Here is a 19483-nt window from a genome sequence, read left to right as displayed (position 1 = left end):
CGGACGGCTTGGGCTCTATTTTCCGCCACCGGCGGCGTCGTCCGCTCGCGACAATTCATAAGTCGCCGCGCCCGAGGTTCGGCGTGGACGGGGTCGGGAGACCAGAGTGCTTCAGAGACTTCGCAACACCCCGGGCGCGCCCCTGACGGGCGAGACCACTCTGTCCAAGGGCGTGTTCGCCCTGATCTTCGTGATCTCGATGGCCATGGCGGTCGGCAATCTGGGCCTGGTCTCGGTCATGCCGGCCATCGGTCGGGCCATCGGCATTTCCGACCATCTGGTGGCGGCGATCTTCTCCCTGTCGGCCCTTCTGTGGGCCATCAGCGCGCCGCACTGGGCCAGGGTGTCGGACGTGCGCGGACGCAAGCCGATGATGATGCTGGGGCTGGGCGGCTTTGTCTTTTCCATGCTGGGCTGCGCCCTGGTGGTCTGGGCCGGGCTGCAGGCCCTGCTGGCGCCCATGGTGGTCTTCCTGGCCTTCGCGGCGATCCGTGGCGTGTTCGGCTTGTTGGGGTCGGCGACGGCCTCGTCCAGCCAGGCCTATGTGGCCGAGCGCACGTCCGAGAAGGACCGGACGGCGGCCCTGTCGGCCCTGGCCGGAGCCCTGGGCATGGGCACGATCATCGGGCCGGCGGTGTCGCCGCTGCTGGTGTTCGGCTTCCTCGGTCTGGCCGGGCCCATGACCATTTTCGCCCTGATCGCCGCGGCGATCCTGATTGCGGTGGCGGTGGTGATCCCGTCGGATCGTCCATCCGCTCAGGCGAGGGCGGCGGCCCTGAAGGCGAGCGCGGCGGACGACCGACCGGCGCGGGCCAAGGGGGGGATTGGCGTCTGGCGCGACAAGGACATCGGCCCCTACCTGTGGTTCGGCCTACTGTCCGCCTGCGCCCAGGCGATCAACGTCTATACCCTGGGCTTTGTCATCATGGACGAAATGGCCCTGCCGGCGACCGAGGCTCAGGGCTATATCGGCATCGCCATGGCGGCGGGCGCGGCGGCGGGGCTGGTCGGCCAGTGGGTCCTGATCCCCGGGCTGAAGATGACGCCGCGGCGGCTATTGCGGGCCGGGGCCGTTCTGGCGCTGGCGGGCAATCTGGTCACGGTCTTCGCAAGCGAGATCTGGCTGCTGACGATCGGCTATGTGGTGCTGACCCTGGGGTTCAGCTTCTGTCGGCCGGGCTTTACAGCAGGCTCGTCGTTGGCGGCGCGAGCCGATCAGCAGGGTCTCGTGGCCGGGATGGTGTCCAGCCTGTCGGGGGCGGCCATCGTCGTCACTCCTGTGGTCGGGGTGCTGCTGTACGAGTTCGCACCTGCGGCGCCCTTTGTCCTGAACTGCATCGTCATGTCCGGACTGGCGCTCTACGCCTGGAAAAACGCCTCATTGCGGCGCGGCGAGCCCGGCTTGGCGCAAACCTCGATTGTTTCCTGATGCGGATAAACCGTCTGCGTCCACGCGCTTGTTGTCGACGAGCGGCGGGTAATAATCGCCTCATCAAGATTTAAAAATCGGCTGACGAACAGATCAGTTCGCGACCGTCAAAGAAACGTGGGAGTGTTCCGTGGATCGGTATCTGGTAGTTTCATCTGATGGTCATGCCGGTTTGCCCCCGGAAAAATATCGCGAATATCTGGACCCGCAGTATCGGGCGGAGTTCGACGAGCGCATCGTCAAGGAAATCGCAGCGCGTGAGCAGCATGAGAAGAACTTCCTTCTCGATGACTTCAACAATAAATGGCGCGCCGACGCCGGGGAAGGCATGGAAGGCGCCTGGGACTCGACGATCCGCAGCCGTATTCTCGACGAGGACGGCGTCGCCGCCGAGGTCCTCTATCCTGACGGCATCACCGAGCGGAACGCCCCGCCCTTCGGCGCCGACATCGGTCTGAGGCCGGTTCTGAAGGACGCGCACCTGCAGTGGGCCGGCGCCCGCGCCCATAACCGCTGGATGGCCGAGTTCTGTCAGATGGACCCGGTGCGCCGCATCGGCCTGGCCATCATCCCGGCCCTCTACGACATGGAGGAGAACCTCAAGGAGATCCGCTGGGCCAAGGAGAACGGCCTCAAGGGTGTGGTCCTGCCGACCCTGATGGAGGGCTTCGATTTCTACAATCATCCGAAATACCACCGGATGTGGGCCATGCTGCAAGAGTTCAACATGCCCGTGAACTTCCACTCGGGCGCGGCGCCGGCCTATGACACGACGCAGCCCGGCTGGATCGGCATCTATCTGTCGGAATACGCCTTCTTCCTGACCCGCCCGATGTCGGCCCTGATCTTTGGCGGCGTGTTCGAGCAGTTCCCCAAGCTGAAGGTCACCTTCACCGAAGCGGGCGGCGAGTTCTGGTTCCCCTGGATGCTGGAACTGATGGACGTCCGCGCCTCGGTCAAGCACACCAGCGGCAAGCTGGGGGATCACCGCTCGAACCTGTCGATGAAGCCGAGCGAATACTTCAAGCGCAACATCTGGGTCGGCTGCTCGGCTCTGCCGGACGAAGAGACGACCGAGTCCTACTACAACATCGGCATCGATCGGGTTCTGTGGGGCACCGACTATCCGCACCCCGAGGGCACCTGGCCCCACACCCTGCCCAAGATGATCGCCAGCCTGGGCGGCCTGCCGGAAGCCGACATCGCCAAGATGTTCGCGGGCAACGCCCTGGAAGTCTACGACCTGGATGAGAAGGCGCTGAACGCCATTGCGGCCCGCATCGGCCCGCAGAAGGCCAGCTTCATCAAGGCCGCTGCCTGACACTGAGGGAGCGGCCGCGTGCGCGCCGCTCCCGTTCAAAAATCCACATAAAAAAAGATTGGGAGAGAGACGTTGGCCAAGCTGCGCTACGTTCAGGACGTGAACAAACTGAAGGCCGCCATGGAGGCGCGCGCCTCCGGCGGCGGTCTCAAGAACACCGTGCAGACCCTGCGCGCCTTCTATGAGACCGATCCTGAGATCGTGGCGGCCCTACTGCCCAAGCCGCTGGAGCCGACGGCGGCCTCCAAGATCCTGATCCAGTTCTCCTATGTCGAAATGCGTCCCACGCCCGACAAGCTGATCGTCTCGGCCGCCATGACGGTCGGCGTGGAGTCCACCTACAAGGGCAAGACCGGCTGGTACGTCCTGGCCATGCCCATGGGCGGCGAGTTTGTCGTCATCGGCGGCCGCGAGCGTTTCGGCGAGCCCAAGAAGCTGGCCGACGTCCAGTTCACGAAGAACGGCAACCGTCTGCACGTCACCTGCACCCGCAACGGCGTCGCCTTCGTCGAGCTGGAAGGCCAGATCGGCGAGAGCCTGGGCGCCAAGAAGTTCACCGAGAACCTGTTCTGCTACAAGGGGATGCCCGGCATCGCGAACGGCTTCGGCTTCGACGGCGACGTCTTCCTGACTCAGCTGAACTGGGACCGCGACTGGGACATGCACCATGTCGTCGACGGCGGAAAAGTCACCCTGCGCGAGTCCCCCGCCGATCCTCTGATCGATGTGCCGGTGCGCAAGCTGCTGAAGATGGAATATTCCGAAGGCCGCAGCGTCACCGGCGGTGAGATCCTCGAGAAGGTGCCGGGCGAGTGGCTGCAGCCCTTCTGGTTCGGCCGTTACGACGAGAACCCCACCGGCGGCATCGAGATCGCGCTCGCTTCGGAGGCGGCGCTTCAGGATGCGTGATCTGACGGGAAGGGTGGCCGTCGTCACCGGCGGCGCCAGCGGCGTCGGCCGCGCCCTGGGCGAAGCCCTGATCGAGCGCGGCGCCAAGGTTGTGCTCAGCGACATCAACGCCGAGGCGCTGGAGGCGACCGCCGCTGAACTGCGCGCCAAGGGGGGCGATGTCGTCGGCGTCGTCGCCGATGTGATGAAGCAGGACTCGGTTCAGGCCCTGGCCGATCAGGCCTATGCCCGTCACGGCGCGGTCCACCTGCTGTTCAACAACGCCGGCGTCGGTCTGGGTGACTTCCGCGAGCCGATCTGGACCCTGGCGCTCAAGGACTGGGAGTGGGGCCACAACATCCATGTCATGGGTGTGGTCCACGGCATCCGGGCCTTCGTGCCCCGGATGCTGGCGGGGGGCGAGGACGGTTATGTCGTCAACACCACCTCTACCAACGGCGGACTGGTGCCCTCGGCCCGAACGCCCGTATACGCTTCGACCAAGGCGGCGGTCACGAGCCTGACGGAGGTGCTCCATCATCAGCTCACGGCCCAGGACGCCAAGGTCAAGGCGGCGCTGCTCTTCCCCGGACCGCATCTGGTCAACACCAACCTGATGCGCTCGGCGCGACCGGCCGACTATGTCGATGCAGCTAGCCCGCAGCCCGAGGGCAAGTCGATGAAGGAACTGGCCCAGCAGAACGGCGGGGTCCCAGTGACCGAGCCGGAAGAGGTGGCCGCCTTCGCCCTGGACGGGGTCGCGGCGGGTCGCTTCTGGCTGTTGCCGGAAAGCGAACGGTCGGACGGCAACATCCGGCGCCGCACCGACAGCATCCTGGCCCGCAGCGCGCCGGTCGGGCTCGGGGGCTAAAGCAGAAAGAAATTGGAAGGCGGCAGGGAGGAGGGGGCTCGTCCTTGCCGTCGATCCAGAGTGGCGTCTCATAAAAATAAAATAAAAACAGCCAATTAGATCAGAAAATGGTCATGGCTATTAGGGAGGGTTACATGACACGACGCATGACTCGCACCGCGACCATTCTGCTGGCGAGCACCGCTCTGGCCGGCGCCTGGCCCGCCATGGCCATGGCCCAGGAGGCTGCGGCGACGGAACAGACCACCAGCATCGACGACGTGGTCGTCACCGCGCAGCGCCGCGAAGAACGCCTGATCGACGTGCCGCTTTCGGTGTCGACCCTGGGCGGCGAGGCTCTGCAAAGGGCGGGCGTGGCCGACATTTCCGCCATCAGCGGCTATGTGCCCAATATCCAGATCAACCAGACGGTCGGCGGCGCCTTCGGGCCGCTGATCTCGATGCGCGGTCTGGCGCCGTCGGCCGACACCAGCCTGGGTCGCGACCAGCCGGTCGGCATGTACATCGACGGGGTGCCGATCGCGAAATCGACCGGCGCCGCCTTCGACACTGTCGATCTGGAACGGGTCGAGGTTCTGCGCGGTCCGCAAGGCACCCTGTACGGCAAGAACACCATCGGCGGCGCCGTCAACCTGGTGACGCGACAGCCGACGGGCCAGTTCGGCGGCAAGTTCATGCTGGGCGTCGGCAGCGCCGACCTGTTCGAGCAACGTCTGTCGCTGGACCTGCCGCGCATAGGCGAGGTCGGTCAGGGCATCGGGGCCTTTGACATCAAGGTCGCCTACTCGGGCCGCACCCGGGACGGCTTCTTCGACAACACCCACCCCACCGCTCGCTTCTCGACCTTCGGCGAGCAGAACCAGCAGGCGGGTCGCCTGGACGTGGTCTGGCGCCCGACCGAGGACCTCAAGGTCGCCTACGGCTATGACGACACCTCCAGCCGCAGTTCGCCGGCCATGCTGGCGATCAGCGCGTCAGGCGCCATTGGGCCGGGCGGCGCCTACGCCTCCCTCTATCCCTATATCCAGAACGCCATCCACACGACGCGACCGGACGGCATCGCCAACGACTATTCCAATCGCAGCGATTTCTTCGTCAAGGGTCACTCGCTGACGGCCGAGTACAATGCCGACGCCGTGCCCTTCTTCGGCGACATCACCCTCAAGTCGATCTCGGCCTATCGCAGCATGAAGTCGCGCAGTCAGACCGACTTCGACGGCACGGGCGTCGACCTGATGCACTTCACGCTCAACAACAACTACGAACAGTGGTCGCAGGAGCTGCAGTTGATCGGCTCGAACGGGCCGGTGAAGTACACCTTCGGCCTTTTCGGCTTCCAGGAAGAATACGGCGTCTTCAATCCGCGCTGGAACTTCCAGTTCGGCGGCAACAAGTACGACCTGCAGGAGCGGTCCGCCGACAACACCTCGGTCGCCGCCTATGGCCAGCTGACCTGGACGCCGACCGCCTTCGACGAGCGGCTCAGCCTGACCTTGGGCGGCCGCATCAACAAGGATGAGAAGTCGGCGACCTCGCTCAGCCAGAGCTACTCGGCCTATCTCGCCAATCCGTCTGCGCCGGGGTCGGGCGTATTCCAACGTGACGCAACTGGGAAACCGATCACGCGCAGCGGCGGCCCCGTTCTGGGCGCCCTTCCGGGGCCGGGTAATATCGGCCCGTCCGATCTGATCCCCCTGACGGCGGACGGCTCGTGGTCCGAGTTCACGCCCGAGTTCAACCTGTCCTGGAAACTGGCCGACGACTGGAACGTCTACGGTCGCGTGGCCACGGGCTTCAAGAGCGGCGGCAACAACGACGTGGCGGCGACCAATGCCAGCTTCATGACCCCCTACAATCCTGAAAAGCTGACGGCCTATGAGGTCGGCACCAAGGGCCAGTGGTTCGACCGCCGCCTGAACCTGTCGGCGTCTGTCTATTACAGTGATTACAAGGACTTCCAGGCGGGTGTTTTCGTGCCGTCGCTGGTGACGACCACCATCATCAACGCCGGCAAGGCCCACATGTCGGGCATCGAGCTTGAAGGTACGGTGCGTCCGGTCGATAACCTGCGGATCAACTTCGGCTACGGCTACACCAAGGCCGAGTATGACGAGTTCATCCTGCCTTCGGGCCAGGACGTCACCGACACCTACGTCTTCCCGTTGATCCCCAAGCACAACTACACCCTGGGGGTCGACTATCGCTGGCCGGGTCTGGCGGGCGGCGATTTCGTCGCCAGCCTGAACTACAACTGGCGCGACCGGCAGGAGGGCGGCATCACCGGCGACCCGCTGTCCTATCGCAAGACCTATGGGCTGCTCGACGGCCGCATCTCGCTCAGCGACATCGACATCGGCGATGGTCGCACCGCCGAGATCTCGGTGTGGGGCAAGAACATGCTGGACGAGGAATACTGGGTCTCGGGCATCAACCTGACCCTGTTCACGCTGCGGCAGTGGGGCGACCCGCGCAGCTTCGGCCTGCAGGCCAGCGTGAAGTTCTAGGCCGACACTCGCTGGGAGATCGGCGGCGCCAGCGTCGTCGGTCTCCTGATCGAGACCTTGTATTTTCCGGGCAGAGCCAGGGTCCATGAGCGACAGCACGCGCATCGTCATCGTCGGGGCTGGACACGCGGGTGGAACCGTCGCCGCCCTGTTGCGCCAGTATGGCCACGCGGGGACCGTCACCCTGATCGGCGCCGAGCCCGTCGCGCCCTACCAACGACCGCCCTTGTCCAAGGCCTGGCTGAAGGGTGAGGCGGACGGCGACAGCCTGCGGCTCAAGGCGCCCGAATGGTATGCCGACAACGGCGTCGACCTGCGCCTGTCGCAGACAGTCGCAGCCATCGACCGGGCCGCGCGGACGGTGCGTTTGAGCGACGGCGAGACGCTCTCCTATGACAAGGCGATCCTGGCCACCGGGGCGCGAGCGCGTCTTCTGGCTATCGAGGGGGCGGACCTGGACGGCGTCGTGGCCCTGCGCACCGCCGCCGACGCTGAGGTGCTGAAGACGGCCCTGGCGCCGGAGCGGCATCGCGTGAAGCGGCTGGCCGTCATCGGCGGCGGCTATGTCGGCCTGGAGGCGGCGGCCTCGGCCCGCGCGCTGGGCGCCGAGGTGGTCATCGTTGAGCGTGAGAGCCGGATTCTGGCCCGTGTCGCCTGTCCGATCCTGTCGCGCTTCTTTCAAGCCTATCATCGCGAGCGCGGGGTGCATTTCATCCTCGATGCGACGGTCCAGCGCCTGATCGGCGAAGGCGGGCAGGTCAAGGCCGTGCATCTGGGCGACGGTTCGGTTCTGGACTGCGACGCGGTTCTGGTCGGGGTCGGCGCCGTGCCCAATGACGAACTGGCGCGCGCGGCGGGGCTGGACTGTGAGGACGGGGTCCTGGTCGATCTGTCGGGCCGGACCAGCGATCCGGCCATCTTCGCCATCGGCGATGTGACCCGGCGCCCCATGCCGCTTTACGATACGGTCATGCGGCTGGAGAGCGTGCCCAATGCGCTGGAGCAGGCGCGTCAGGCCGCCGCCGCTATCACGGGCCGCGCGGCGCCGGAGCCGGAAACGCCGTGGTTCTGGTCTGACCAGTATGATCTCAAGCTGCAAATCGCGGGCGTGCCGATCGGCTGCGACGATCTGGTGGTGCGTGGCGCTCCTGATGCGCCCGGCTTCGCCCTGTTCCACATGGCGGGCGACCTGATCCAGGCGGTGGAAGCCGTCAACGCGCCAGGCGAGTTCATGGTCGGACGCCAACTGATCGGTCGCCGCACGCCCGTGTCCCGTGCGCTCTTGGCCGACCGCGCGACGCCGATGAAGGCGGTCGCGCTCTGCCCAATTCCCTCGTCCCTGGAGGCGTCATGACCGACCATCTCAAATTCTACATCGACGGCGCCTGGGTCGATCCCGCGACGCCGCGCACTCTGGACGTCATCAATCCGGCGACCGAGCAGGCCGTGGCCCGCATCAGCCTGGGGGCAGCCGAGGACGTGGACCGGGCGGTCAAGGCCGCCCAGCGCGCCTTCGCCAGCTTCAGCCGCACCTCGCGGCAGGAACGCATCGAGCTGCTGGAAGCCATCCTGGCCGAATATGTCCGCCGTCAGGACGAGATGGCCCAGGCCATCACGACCGAGATGGGCGCGCCTGCCGCCCTGGCGCGCAACGCCCAGGCCTTCATGGGCGTTGCCCACCTGAACACCGCCATTTCCGTGCTCAAGGACTATGAATTCGAGGAGGCGCGCGGTTCGACCCTGATCAGCCGTGAACCCATCGGCGTCTGCGCCTTCATCACTCCGTGGAACTGGCCGTCGAACCAGATCGGCTGCAAGGTCGCCCCGGCTCTGGCCGTCGGCTGCACCATGGTGCTGAAGCCCTCCGAGGTGGCGCCCCTGTCGGGCATTCTCTGGGCCGAGATCATGGAGGCCGCGGGCGTGCCGGCGGGCGTGTTCAACCTGATTAACGGCGACGGACCAGGCGTCGGCGCGGCCCTGTCCAGCCATCCCGGCGTGGACATGGTCAGCTTCACCGGCTCGACCCGCGCCGGTGTCGAGGTGGCCAGGAACGCCGCTCCGACCATCAAGCGCGTGCATCAGGAACTGGGCGGCAAGTCGGCCAACATCGTCCTGGACGACGCCGACATTCCGGCGGCCGTGGCTGCGGGCGTGGCCCGCATCATGAACAACAGCGGCCAGTCCTGTAACGCGCCCACGCGGATGCTGGTCCCCCGCGCCCGCATGGACGAGGTCAAGGCCGCCGCCAAGGCGGCAGCCGAGGCCCTGACCGTCGGCGATCCGACCGGGGATGTCACCCTGGGGCCGGTGGTGTCCGATGTGCAGTGGAACAAGATCCAGACCCTGATCGCCAAGGGTATCGAGGAAGGCGCGACCCTGGTCACGGGCGGCGTCGGTCGCCCGGACGGCCTGAGCGCCGGCTATTTCGTCAAGCCGACCGTTTTCGCCGACGTTGCGCCTGACGCGACCATCGCCCGCGAGGAGATCTTCGGTCCCGTCCTGTCGATCATTCCCTATGACACCGAGGAGGAGGCGATCGAGATCGCCAACGACACCGTCTATGGCCTGGCCGCCTATGTGCAGTCGGGCGACATTGCTCGGGCTCGGGGCGTCTCCCGGCAACTGCGCGCCGGACAGGTGATCCTGAACAATGCGGGCCCGGACCTGATGGCGCCCTTCGGCGGCTTCAAGCAGTCGGGCAATGGCCGAGAATGGGGGGATCACGCCTTCGCCGAGTTCCTCGAGGTCAAGGCGACGCTCGGCCACGCCTGACGCGCGGCGATAGACGGAAACAGACGCCGTCGCCCCTCGGGGCGGCGCCGTTTTCCTTCGTCAGGCCAGACGTCGCAGATTGGCCCGGTCAAAGGGCAGGGCGGGTTGGCCGGTCTTCACGCGCTGCGGCCACTGTGGATCGTTCAGGATGGCCCGGCCGACGCCGGCCAGATCGAACTCGCCGCGTGCGATGGCGGCGCGCACGGTGTTCAGGTTGTCGTGGGGCGCCGTCTCGCCACGGCCCGACAGGGTGTCGCCCAACGTATTGCCCAGGCCGATCCCGCCGATGGCGACCGTGGGCTTGCCCGTCAGTCGGCGCGCCCATCCCGCCAGCGACAGGGGCGAGCCGTCGAAAGCCGGGCGGTCGAAATGGCGCCCGCTGGCGTCAAACAGATCGACGCCGCTCTGGGCCAGAGGCTTCAGCAGGGCGCCCAGGTCTTCGGGCGTCTGGCCCAGGCGCGCGGCATAGTCCTGCTGCTTGTGCTGGGAGAAGCGGAACATGATGGGGGCGTTTCCGATCTCGGCCCGCACCGCCGCCACGATCTCGGCGCCGAAGGCCGCGCGCCGGGCGGCGTCGCCGCCATAGGCGTCGGTCCTCAGATTGGTGTCGGCCCACAGGAAGCTGTCGATCAGATAGCCATGCCCCGCGTGCAGGGCGATCCCGTCGAAGCCCACCTCCATGGCGTTGCGCGCGGCGCTGGCGAAGGCGGCGATCACGGCCTTGATCTCGGCGGTGGTCATGGGCGCGGTCGGCGCCCGCATGGCGTCCACATAGGCGTCGCCATAGGAGGTGTGGCCGGGCTTGCCCCAATGTCCCGAAGGCCGGGCGCCGACCAGGTCGGGCCGCAAGGCGCGCGACGGATCGCGCAGCGGCCCCTGATGCCAGAGCTGGGGGAAGATGCGCCCGCCGGCCGTGTGGACCTCGGACACCACGCGCCGCCAGCCGTCCAGCGCCGCTTTGCCGTGCATATGGGGAATGGCCGGGTCGTCGATGGCGGAGGGGTGATCCACGCCCACACCCTCGGTGACGATCAACCCGGCGCCGCCCTCGGCGCGACGACGGTAATAGGCGGCCACGTCCTCGCCCGGCACGCCACCCGGCGAGAAATAGCGCGTCATAGGCGACATGACGATGCGATTGGTCAGGGTCAGGTTGCGGACCGTCAGCTGCGTGAACAGGACGTCAGTGCGAGCGGCAGGCTGGACCTTCATGTCCATGGGGTCAGGCCGCCTGATCGATGGTGCGCAGCACGGCGCGGGCCTCGTCCGAGCCGTTCAGCAGGCGGTTGGTCCGGCGCAGCACCTTCCAGCCGTCCTCGGTGCGCGTCAGCGTCCAGTGGTTGACCGAGACCCGCCAGACGACGAATGCCCCGTCCACGTGCTTGTACACACGCGAATAGTTGACCGCCGTGGCACGGTCGCCGTCGATCGTCACATGGGGCGCGCTGGGAACGTGGGCCGCCCCCTCGCGCACCAGGGCGCGGTGGACGTCGTTGTCCAGCAGGTCCGCGATGCCCTCCGGTCCTAGACCCGCCCAGCCCGCGGCCAGTTCATAGACCCCGTCCTCGGCCCACAGCGCCCCGACCTTCAGACCGCGCTCATAGGTGTCTGCGGTGTCGGCCTGGGGGCCATAGCGGGCGATGATCTGACAGACGGCTACATGGTCTTGCAGCGCCTGAACTTGCGCTTCCAGCCGGGCGAGGCGGGTTTCGGTATCAGGCAAGACGGACTCCTGTGCAGTTGGCCCGCAGCATCCGACATTCCACGCCGATGATTAGTCGGCTCGCTGGAAACGCTGTGTTGAGGCTGGGCGTCTGGCTGGGATCGTCTGGCCTGCCGATAGTGCTCCTATCGCCTACAAGGCCGGAGCCGCATCATGTCCCGCATCAATCGCCAGTGGGTGCTCGCGCGCCGTCCGAAAGGCCAGGTGCGTGTCGAGGATTTCGCTAGATGCGACGCTCCGGTCCCGGTCCCGGATCTGGCCGCCGGGGAAATCCTGATCCGCACGGAGATGTTCGGCTTTGATCCCGCCCAGCGCGGCTGGATGGACGATGCGCCCAGCTATATGCCGCCCATGGCCATCGGCGAGCCGGTGCGCGGCAGCGCGGTGGCGCGCGTGGTCGCCTCGACCAATCCCGCCTATCCCGAGGGCGCGCTGGTGCGCGGCCTGTTCAGTTGGCAGGACTATGCTGTCGCAGCGCGTGCGGGCGAGGCGGCGCCGACCCTGATCCCCGAAGGCGTGACTGCGCAAGAGGCGCTGGGCGTGTTCGGCGGGGCCAGCCTGACCGCCTGGGTCGGGCTGAAGGCGGTCGGCCGTCTGGCGGCGGGCGACACGGTTCTGGTCTCGGGCGCGGCGGGGGCGGTCGGGTCGATGGCGGTGCAGATCGCGCGGCTGAACGGCGCGCGCGTCATCGGCATAGCGGGCGGGCCGGAGAAATGCCGCTGGCTGGTCGAGGACTATGGCGCCGCCGCCGCCATTGACTATCGCCACGAGGACGTCGCCGCGCGGCTGGCGGTGCTGGCTCCTGATGGCATCGACCTGTTCTTCGACAATGTCGGCGGTGAAACCCTAGAGGCGGGGATCGCCCACATCGCCCGCTTTGGCCGTATCGTCCTGTGCGGAGCCATATCCGGCTACAATGACGAGCAACCTGCGCCCGGCCCGCGCAACCTGTGGCGACTGATCGCCCAGCGCGCCGAGATGCGCGGCTTCATCCTGCTGGACCATCTGGCCACGGTTGCCACCGCCAGGTCCCAACTCGAGGCCTGGCTGCGCGCCGGCGGGATCCGCTATCGGATCGACATGCAGCAGGGATTCGAGGCCATCCCCGAAACCTTTTTGCGCCTGTTCAGCAGCGCCAGCCAAGGCAAGCAGCTGCTGCGGCTCGAGGCGCCGGATATTGGGCTGGAGTGACATGAAAAAAAATGGTGGACGCGACAGGGATTGAACCTGTGACCCCCTCGGTGTGAACGAGGTGCTCTCCCGCTGAGCTACGCGTCCAGCGCAGAACGGCCAAATCAGAAAGGCTTGGGCCGTCGGGAGGCGCGATGTAGCCTGCGATTCCGACGACGGCAAGCCTCTTTGATCAAATACCCGCCGCGCGCACGCCTTCTGGCGTCTCCGCCTCGGGATCGCCGGGCAGCCAGGCGACGTGACCGTTGTATATGTCCTCGTTCAGGATGCCTTCTTCCTTGGCGACCAGAACGGGCACGACCATCTGGCCGGTGACGTTGGTGGCTGTGCGCATCATGTCGATGATCCGGTCGATGGCGACGATATAGCCGATGCCTTCCAGAGGCAGTCCCGCAGTCGACAAGGTCAGGGTCAGCATGACGATGCTGGTGCCGGGCACGCCAGCGGTTCCCAGCGACCCCAGCACCGCCGTCAGGCCGATCAGGACGTACTGGGTCAGCGTCAGGTCGATGCTGAAATACTGGGCGATGAAGATCGAGGCGATGGCCGGATAGATGGCGCCGCAGCCGTCCATCTTCACATTGGCGCCCAGGGGGACGGCGAAGGCGGCGTAGGCCTGCGGCACGCCCAGGCGCTCGACGGTCTGGCGCAGGGTGATGGGCAGGGTGCCCAGCGACGAGGAGGTGGCGAAGGCCGTCTGCTGGGCCGCGAAGGCCCCGCGGAAGAAGCTGCGGACCTTCAGGCCATGCAGCTTCAGCAGGCCCGAATAGACGATCAGGATGTGGAACAAGCAGGCGGCGTAGATGGCGAAGATGAACTTGCCCAGCGGCAGCAGCGCCTCCCAGCCGTAGCCGCCGACCACCGAACCGATCAGGCCGAACACGCCAAACGGCGTCAGCTGAATCACCCAGCGGGTGATGCGGAAGATCAGGGCGGCCCCTTCGTCCACCAGCCGGCGTGCATTCTGCGCCCGGTCGCCCAGCGCCACCAGGGCCGCGCCCAGCAGGGCCGAGAAGAAGATGATCTGCAGCACCTTGCCCTCGGCCAGAGAGGCGAAGGGATTGGTCGGGACAACGCCCAGCAGCACCTGCAGCGGCGTCGGGATCACTCGCTCCTTGACCTCGCCCAGCGGCAGGTCAGCCAGGCCGACGCCCGGATTGATGATGTGCCCGAAGGCGAAGCCCACCAGCACGGCCAGCAGGGAGGTGATGGCGAACCAGACGATGGTCCGCACCCCCAGCCGCACCGCGCCCACGCCTTCGCCCAGCTTGGCGATTGAACTGGCGATGGTGAACAGCACCAGGGGCGCCACCACCATGCGGATCAGGTTCAGATAGACGTCGCCGATCGGCTGCAGCCAGACGGTCGCCTGCTCGCGCAGGATCAGGCCGGCGATGATGCCCAGGGCGAAACCGGCGGCGGTGCGCTGCCAGAGGGGTATGGCGAAGAAGCGACGGAACATGACGACCCTTGAGGAGGAACGGTCGTCCTATGTGTTTGGCGCAAGGAGAGACGGCAACAGCGGCGGGAGCGATTGACGCTGAGAAGTTCTGCCGTGTCGTTTAGTTTTTCTGATCGCTCAGGGTCTCAGGCTGCGCTCACGCAGGTACAGGTAGAGCGGCAACGCCAGTGACAGCCCGACGCAAAAGCTTGCCGGAAGGACCAGCCACCAGCGCGCGACCCTGTGCCGGGCCGCATCCCGCCACGACCACACCCAGAATACGATGATCGTAATCAGCACACCGGCCGAGAAACCGCCGGCGGCGCCATTGGCGAACAGCGACTTCAGGAAGAGCGGAATATCGAGCCCGTTCAGGGCGAAGAAGGACCCGAAGAACAGCCAGGGGACCACTGTCCCGACCGCAGCCATGGCCAGATAGAAGGTCCTGGCGTTCATGATCAGGCGCTCATCACCTCGGCCAGCGCGGCTTCGAAGCCGTCGTAATGGTCGATCACCACGTCTCCGCCCAGTTCCTCGCGCGGCACGTCGTTGTAGCCGAAGCCGACGACGATGCAGGCCACGCCTGCGTCCTTGGCCGCCTTGGTGTCGGTGGTGCTGTCGCCGACCATGACGCAGCGCACCGGATCGCCGCCCGCCTTCTGCACCGCCTCATGAATGTGCGCGCCGCTGGGCTTGCGGGCCGAGACCGCGTCCGGTCCGGCGATGAAGGCGAAGTGCTTCGTCAGGTCCAGCGCCTCGATCAGGGCGACCGACAGGTCGGTGCGCTTGTTGGTGGCGACGCACAGGATGGCGCCGCGCGCGGCCAGCCGCTCCAGCGCCGGGACCACGCCGTCAAAGACGGTGCTCTCATCGGCGATGTGGGCCAGATAGTCCTCGATGAAGCGTTCGAACAGGCCGGGGGCATGGGCCTCGTCCCAGGCGGCGCCCGCCTCCATGAAGCCGTGACGCAGCAGGGCCATGGCCCCGTGTCCGACCAGATGCCGGGCCGAGGACATGGGCACGGGCGGCAGCTCATACTGCGCCAGCATCCGGTTCAGCGTGCCGATCAGGTCGGGCGCCGAGTCCACCAGGGTCCCGTCCAGGTCGAAGGCGATGGTCCAGCCTTCCAGATCGCGTTCAGTGCTCATGTCGTCTCCCGGCTCGCGCAGACCCCGGCAATGGGCTAGATCGCGCAGGACGACAAGCCGCCGGATCGATTCATGACCGCACCTCACCCTCATAGTCATCCCAGGGCCGCCATCATCCTCGCCGCCGGCCAGGGCACGCGGATGACGTCGCCCCTGCCCAAGGTCCTGCATCCGGTCGGCCAGCGCGCCATGCTGGACCACGCCATCGACGCCGCCGAGGCCCTGGGCTGCGAACGCATCGTGGTCGTCGTCGGCAGCCATTCTCCTGAAGTCCGCGCCCACGTCGAAAAGCGCCTGGGTGAGGACGCCATTGCGGTTCAGGACCCGCCGCTGGGCACCGGCCACGCCGTCCGCGCCGCCGAGGCCGTGCTGGGCGACTTCATCGGCCATGTGGTCGTGACCTACGGCGACGTGCCCCTGCTGAAGGCCGCCGACATCGAACCGGTCTTCGCCCCAGACTTTGACAAAGTTCATGAGGGCGTCACCGTCATCGGCTTCGAGGCCCGCGACCCCGGCGCCTACGGCCGTCTGATCCTGCAAGGCGACGAGCTTCTGGCCATCACCGAGGCCAAGGAGGCCTCGGCCGAGGTTCTGGCCATCACCGCCTGCAACTCCGGCGTCATGGCGGCCCCGGTCGGCCTGCTGTTCGACCTGTTGGCCCAGGTGACGAACGACAACGCCAAGGGCGAATACTACCTGACCGACGTGGTCGAGCTGGCCCGCAAGCGCGGCGCCCCGACCCGCGCGGTCTTCGCCGCTGAGGACTCGGTCATGGGCGTGAACGCCCAGAGCGAGCTGGCCCAGGCCGAGGCCCTGTTCCAGTCGACGCAGCGTGAGCATTTCCTGGCGCAGGGCGTGACCATGAGCGCCCCCGACACCGTCCACTTCGCTTGGGACACTGAAGTCGGCGCCGGCACGACTATCGAGCCCTTCGTCGTCTTCGGCCCGGGCGCGGTCGTGGCCGACGGCGCGCGCATCCGCAGCTTCAGCCATATCGAAGGCGCCAAGGTCGCCAGCGGCGCCGAGGTCGGCCCCTACGCCCGTCTGCGCCCCGGTGCGGACCTGGGCGAGGGCGTCAAGATCGGCAACTTCGTCGAGGTCAAGAACGTCCGCATGGACGCGGGCGCCAAGGCCAACCACCTGGCCTATCTCGGCGACGGCCATGTGGGCGCGAAAGCCAACATCGGCGCCGGAACCATCTTCTGTAACTACGACGGCTTCTTCAAACACCGCACCACGGTGGGAGAGGGCGCCTTCGTCGGTTCGAACTCCTCTCTGGTCGCCCCCGTGACCATTGGCGCGGGCGCCATGATCGGCTCGGGCTCGGTGGTGACGAAGGATGTCGCGCCGGGCGATCTGGCGCTGGGCCGCGCCGAACAGACGACGAAGCCGGGCTGGGCCGCCCGCTTCATGGACACGATGCGCGCAAAGAAGGCGGCGAAATCCCAATGAGCGACCTGCAGAAGAAGAACGCCGGCGAAGCCGCCGCCGCCTATGTCGAGGCGGGCATGGTGGTTGGCCTGGGCACCGGCTCCACCGCCGCCTGGTTCGTCAAGGCGCTAGCGGCGCGCAACCTTCCCGACCTGCGCTGTGTGCCGACGTCGGAGCGCACCGCCGATCTGGCGCGCGAGCTGGGCCTGACCCTGTCGACGCTGGAAGACACCCCCCGCATCGACCTGACCGTCGACGGCGCCGACGAGATCGGCCCCGGTCTGGCCCTGATCAAGGGCGGCGGCGCGGCCCTGCTGCGCGAGAAGCTGGTGTGGGAAGCGTCTGAACGCTGCATCTGCATCGCCGACGCGGCCAAGGTGGTTCCCGCCCTGGGGACCTTCCCCCTGCCGATCGAGGTCGTCGCCTTCGGTCACAAGACGACCGCCAACCGCATCGCCGACGTCCTGGCCGATCACGACATCGCCTCGCCCGCCCGCGTCCGTCAGGCCGAGCGCGGCCTGATCCGCACCGACGGCGGCAACCTTATCTACGACGCCGCCTGCAAGCTGATCGCTGACCCGGCCCGCCTCGCCGCCGACCTGAAAAGCCTGACGGGCGTGGTCGAGCACGGCCTCTTCCTCGACCTCACCGACCTGGCTGTCATCGGCACGGACGACGGGTTCGAGACGTTGAATCCCTAGGGGCGACGATAGGTCGGCTAGTCCTTGCCGTCGTCGCCGGCGGCGGCTTCATTCTGCAAACGTTGATGGGTGCGGCCGATCGAAGCGGCCACTTCGAGGCGGCCGGCTCCCGGATTTTTGCGGGTGCGGACGGTGTCGTAGAGGCCCTCCAGATAGGCCCTGTCCCACTCTGTAAGGCCGTCGGTGCTTGCTGGGGCGTCGAACAGGTTGAGAATAGAGGCGTAGCTGCTGGTGTCGGCGTTGGGCAGGATCTGTGCGAGCGTCACCATGGCGATGTAGTCGGCCAGTTGCGCAAGGGTGACGTTCGTCATCTCGTCCATGTCGACGATCACGACCGCCCGGAAAATGTCATCGACAATCTGTGTGGACAGTCGCGACGCCGCGAAGATGTCGAGTATGGGCGCGTATTCGTAGGTGTCGCTGCATGATTCTGTGCACTGACCGGGAATACGCGTGGCTATTTGCCCGTTTTCAGCATCGACTGGCATGCTCAACTGCCACCAGCGGACGGGGCGAGGGGTTTCCAGGAAGTCGCGCAAGGCTACGCCGCCCCGATCCATGCCGCCGCCGCCCATGCGGAAGGCGCGTCCGCGTTCCTGGACCAACTGACGGGCCACGGCCTCGCCGTCATTCGTGGCGATGATGATGATGTGGGGCTTGCAGCCCGGGCCTTCCGGCGAAAGGCCCAGGTCCTCCGCCACCGTGGACACCCGGTCCACAATATACTGCGCGGCTTCCGGCTTCAGATTCGCCGTTCCGACGCAGAGTCGGTCGCGCCACCGCGCCACCCCGCGTCCCGAGTTGGGAGCGGCCACCTCATTGACGAAGGAGCGGATCAGGGATTCCAAGGGACGCCCCGTGACCTCGACGTCTTCCAGTCGGACGGGGTCCTCCGATGGGATAGGCGCGGCTGTTGGTTGTTGCGACGAGGATAGCGGCGACGGCAGGGGCTGGGGCGAGGCGGCGGACAGAGCAACCGAAAGGGCGAGGGCGGCGATCATGACTTGCTATCTCCTCATTGCATTAGGGGCGATCCGGCGACGTATCGCGTAGCCGTTGGTGGGTTCGCTCGATGGACGCCGCAACCTCGAGCCGGCCGGTCGCCAGGTTCTTGCGCGTGCGTTCGGTGTTGTAGAGCCCTTGCAGGTAGGCTCGGTCCCAGTCCGTCAGGTTCGGCGTTTCACTGGGGGTCTCAAAGACATTGAGGATCGAGGCGTAACTGCTGGTGTCGGCCTCAGGGTTGATCTGGGCGAAGGCGACCATGGCGATGTAGTCCGCCAGTTGATCCGCGTTGACGTCTTGCAGTCGGTTCACGTCGACCACCACGAAGGTCTTGATGATGTCGTCGACGATCTGCGTGCTGAGTCGTGAGGCGGCGAAGACGCTCAAGTTGGGAGCGAACATGAAGCTGGACCCGCCTTCGCCGGGCGCCGCCTTTGGCTGGTCGGCGCCGCAAGACCCCCTGCATTCTCCGGGTAGCCGGGTGGCGCGCTCGCCGGTCTGACTGTCTACCGGCATGCTGACCTGCCACCAGCGTACGGCGCGCTCCGAGGTCTGGAACGCATCCAGAGCGGCTTGCCCACGGTCCATGCCAGCGCCGCCCATGCGCAGGGCGCGGCGGTGCTGGCGCGCTAGAATTCTCGACAGACCTGGCGCGTCATTGGTGGCGACGATCAGCAGGTTTGGCGTGCATCCGGGTGCGCCCGGCGTCAGGCCGATCTCATCCGCAGTGGCCGACACCCTGTCGACCAGGTAGCGACCGACTTCGGGTTGCAGATTGACAGCACCCACGCACACGGCGTTGCGCCAGCGGGCCAGGCCACGGTTGGGGTTGGGCGCGGCGACCGAGCCGACAAAGTTCTGGATCATGGAATTCAAGGAACGGCCCGTGACTTCCACGTCTTCGAGACGGACGGGCGCATCCTCCAGGACGGCAGGCGATTCAACAGAAGGCGTGCTCTGGACCGGGGTCGCGGCAAGCAAGGCGGCAAGGGCGAAAGCGATCATTGCGAACTCGCTCGATCAATCAGTGTTATTTCACCCTAGGTGTGGTCACCGCAAAG

General features: G+C 66.7%; 17 protein-coding genes and 1 tRNA gene. 10 read left to right on the top strand and 8 right to left on the bottom strand.

Features of this window, described 5'->3' with window-relative positions; all coding sequences use genetic code 11:
- The first annotated feature begins 106 nt into the window (after window positions 1-106).
- From RTY13_RS11595 to RTY13_RS11565, 7 genes are all read left to right on the top strand, one after another.
- On the top strand, window positions 107-1429 hold the full coding sequence (locus RTY13_RS11595) for an MFS transporter (protein ID WP_312783558.1): 1323 nt from the start codon (window positions 107-109) through the stop codon (window positions 1427-1429).
- A 130-nt stretch (window positions 1430-1559) separates the two neighbouring features.
- Entirely contained in the window at window positions 1560-2750 is a 1191-nt protein-coding gene (locus tag RTY13_RS11590; RefSeq protein WP_312783556.1) for an amidohydrolase family protein, read from the top strand.
- A gap of 72 nt (window positions 2751-2822) precedes the next feature.
- The gene (locus RTY13_RS11585; RefSeq protein ID WP_312783553.1) at window positions 2823-3659 is read left to right on the top strand and encodes an acetoacetate decarboxylase family protein; all 837 of its coding nucleotides are present in this window, start codon (window positions 2823-2825) and stop codon (window positions 3657-3659) included.
- The gene (locus RTY13_RS11580) at window positions 3652-4509 is read left to right on the top strand and encodes an SDR family NAD(P)-dependent oxidoreductase (protein WP_312783551.1); all 858 of its coding nucleotides are present in this window, start codon (window positions 3652-3654) and stop codon (window positions 4507-4509) included. The genes RTY13_RS11585 and RTY13_RS11580 overlap by 8 nt, the downstream gene beginning before the upstream one ends.
- A 146-nt stretch (window positions 4510-4655) precedes the next feature.
- A complete protein-coding gene (locus RTY13_RS11575; RefSeq protein WP_312783549.1) occupies window positions 4656-7013 on the top strand; it encodes a TonB-dependent receptor in 2358 nt (785 codons plus the stop codon).
- Window positions 7014-7098: 85 nt separating this feature from the next.
- Complete coding sequence (locus RTY13_RS11570; protein ID WP_312783547.1) at window positions 7099-8367, top strand: NAD(P)/FAD-dependent oxidoreductase; 1269 nt, start codon at window positions 7099-7101, stop codon at window positions 8365-8367.
- Window positions 8364-9785, top strand: coding sequence for an aldehyde dehydrogenase family protein (locus RTY13_RS11565; protein WP_312783545.1), 1422 nt, complete (start codon window positions 8364-8366; stop codon window positions 9783-9785). The genes RTY13_RS11570 and RTY13_RS11565 overlap by 4 nt, the downstream gene beginning before the upstream one ends.
- A gap of 60 nt (window positions 9786-9845) precedes the next feature.
- Here RTY13_RS11565 and RTY13_RS11560 read toward each other — a convergent pair whose 3' ends face one another.
- Window positions 9846-11003, bottom strand: coding sequence for a 12-oxophytodienoate reductase (locus RTY13_RS11560; RefSeq protein ID WP_312783543.1), 1158 nt, complete (start codon window positions 11001-11003; stop codon window positions 9846-9848).
- Between the two features lie 4 nt (window positions 11004-11007).
- The gene (locus RTY13_RS11555) at window positions 11008-11508 is read right to left on the bottom strand and encodes a nuclear transport factor 2 family protein (RefSeq protein WP_312783541.1); all 501 of its coding nucleotides are present in this window, start codon (window positions 11506-11508) and stop codon (window positions 11008-11010) included.
- Between the two features lie 153 nt (window positions 11509-11661).
- Here RTY13_RS11555 and RTY13_RS11550 point away from each other — a divergent pair, with 153 nt between their 5' ends.
- Window positions 11662-12699, top strand: coding sequence for an NADP-dependent oxidoreductase (locus tag RTY13_RS11550; protein WP_312783540.1), 1038 nt, complete (start codon window positions 11662-11664; stop codon window positions 12697-12699).
- A 12-nt stretch (window positions 12700-12711) separates the two neighbouring features.
- Here the strand turns inward: RTY13_RS11550 and RTY13_RS11545 are convergent.
- From RTY13_RS11545 to RTY13_RS11530, 4 genes are all read right to left on the bottom strand, one after another.
- Window positions 12712-12786 (bottom strand) — tRNA-Val (locus RTY13_RS11545).
- 85 nt (window positions 12787-12871) lie between these two features.
- Window positions 12872-14161 carry a dicarboxylate/amino acid:cation symporter gene (locus RTY13_RS11540; RefSeq protein ID WP_312783539.1) on the bottom strand — a complete coding sequence of 430 codons (1290 nt, stop codon included), beginning with the start codon at window positions 14159-14161 and terminating at the stop codon, window positions 12872-12874.
- 117 nt (window positions 14162-14278) lie between these two features.
- Window positions 14279-14596 carry a DUF2834 domain-containing protein gene (locus tag RTY13_RS11535; protein ID WP_312783538.1) on the bottom strand — a complete coding sequence of 106 codons (318 nt, stop codon included), beginning with the start codon at window positions 14594-14596 and terminating at the stop codon, window positions 14279-14281.
- A 2-nt stretch (window positions 14597-14598) separates the two neighbouring features.
- Entirely contained in the window at window positions 14599-15288 is a 690-nt protein-coding gene (locus tag RTY13_RS11530; protein ID WP_312783537.1) for an HAD-IA family hydrolase, read from the bottom strand.
- A gap of 72 nt (window positions 15289-15360) precedes the next feature.
- On the opposite strand from RTY13_RS11530, the gene glmU reads away from it, so the two are divergent.
- Together glmU and rpiA are read left to right on the top strand one after the other, a co-directional pair.
- On the top strand, window positions 15361-16740 hold the full coding sequence (gene glmU, locus RTY13_RS11525) for a bifunctional UDP-N-acetylglucosamine diphosphorylase/glucosamine-1-phosphate N-acetyltransferase GlmU (RefSeq protein ID WP_312783535.1): 1380 nt from the start codon (window positions 15361-15363) through the stop codon (window positions 16738-16740).
- On the top strand, window positions 16737-17420 hold the full coding sequence (rpiA, locus tag RTY13_RS11520) for a ribose-5-phosphate isomerase RpiA (RefSeq protein ID WP_312783533.1): 684 nt from the start codon (window positions 16737-16739) through the stop codon (window positions 17418-17420). The genes glmU and rpiA overlap by 4 nt, the downstream gene beginning before the upstream one ends.
- Before the next feature lie 17 nt (window positions 17421-17437).
- Here the strand turns inward: rpiA and RTY13_RS11515 are convergent, their stop codons facing one another.
- Window positions 17438-18268: a hypothetical protein gene (locus RTY13_RS11515; RefSeq protein ID WP_312783532.1), complete on the bottom strand. Its 831-nt coding sequence runs from the start codon at window positions 18266-18268 to the stop codon at window positions 17438-17440.
- 175 nt (window positions 18269-18443) lie between these two features.
- A complete protein-coding gene (locus tag RTY13_RS11510; RefSeq protein ID WP_312783531.1) occupies window positions 18444-19427 on the bottom strand; it encodes a hypothetical protein in 984 nt (327 codons plus the stop codon).
- Window positions 19428-19483 lie beyond the last annotated feature (56 nt).

Origin of the sequence: Brevundimonas sp. (assembly GCF_032055285.1) — a bacterium.
GTDB lineage: Bacteria > Pseudomonadota > Alphaproteobacteria > Caulobacterales > Caulobacteraceae > Brevundimonas.
Note: the sequence above shows the minus strand (reverse complement) of the source record. Positions and strands in the feature narration are given on the sequence as shown.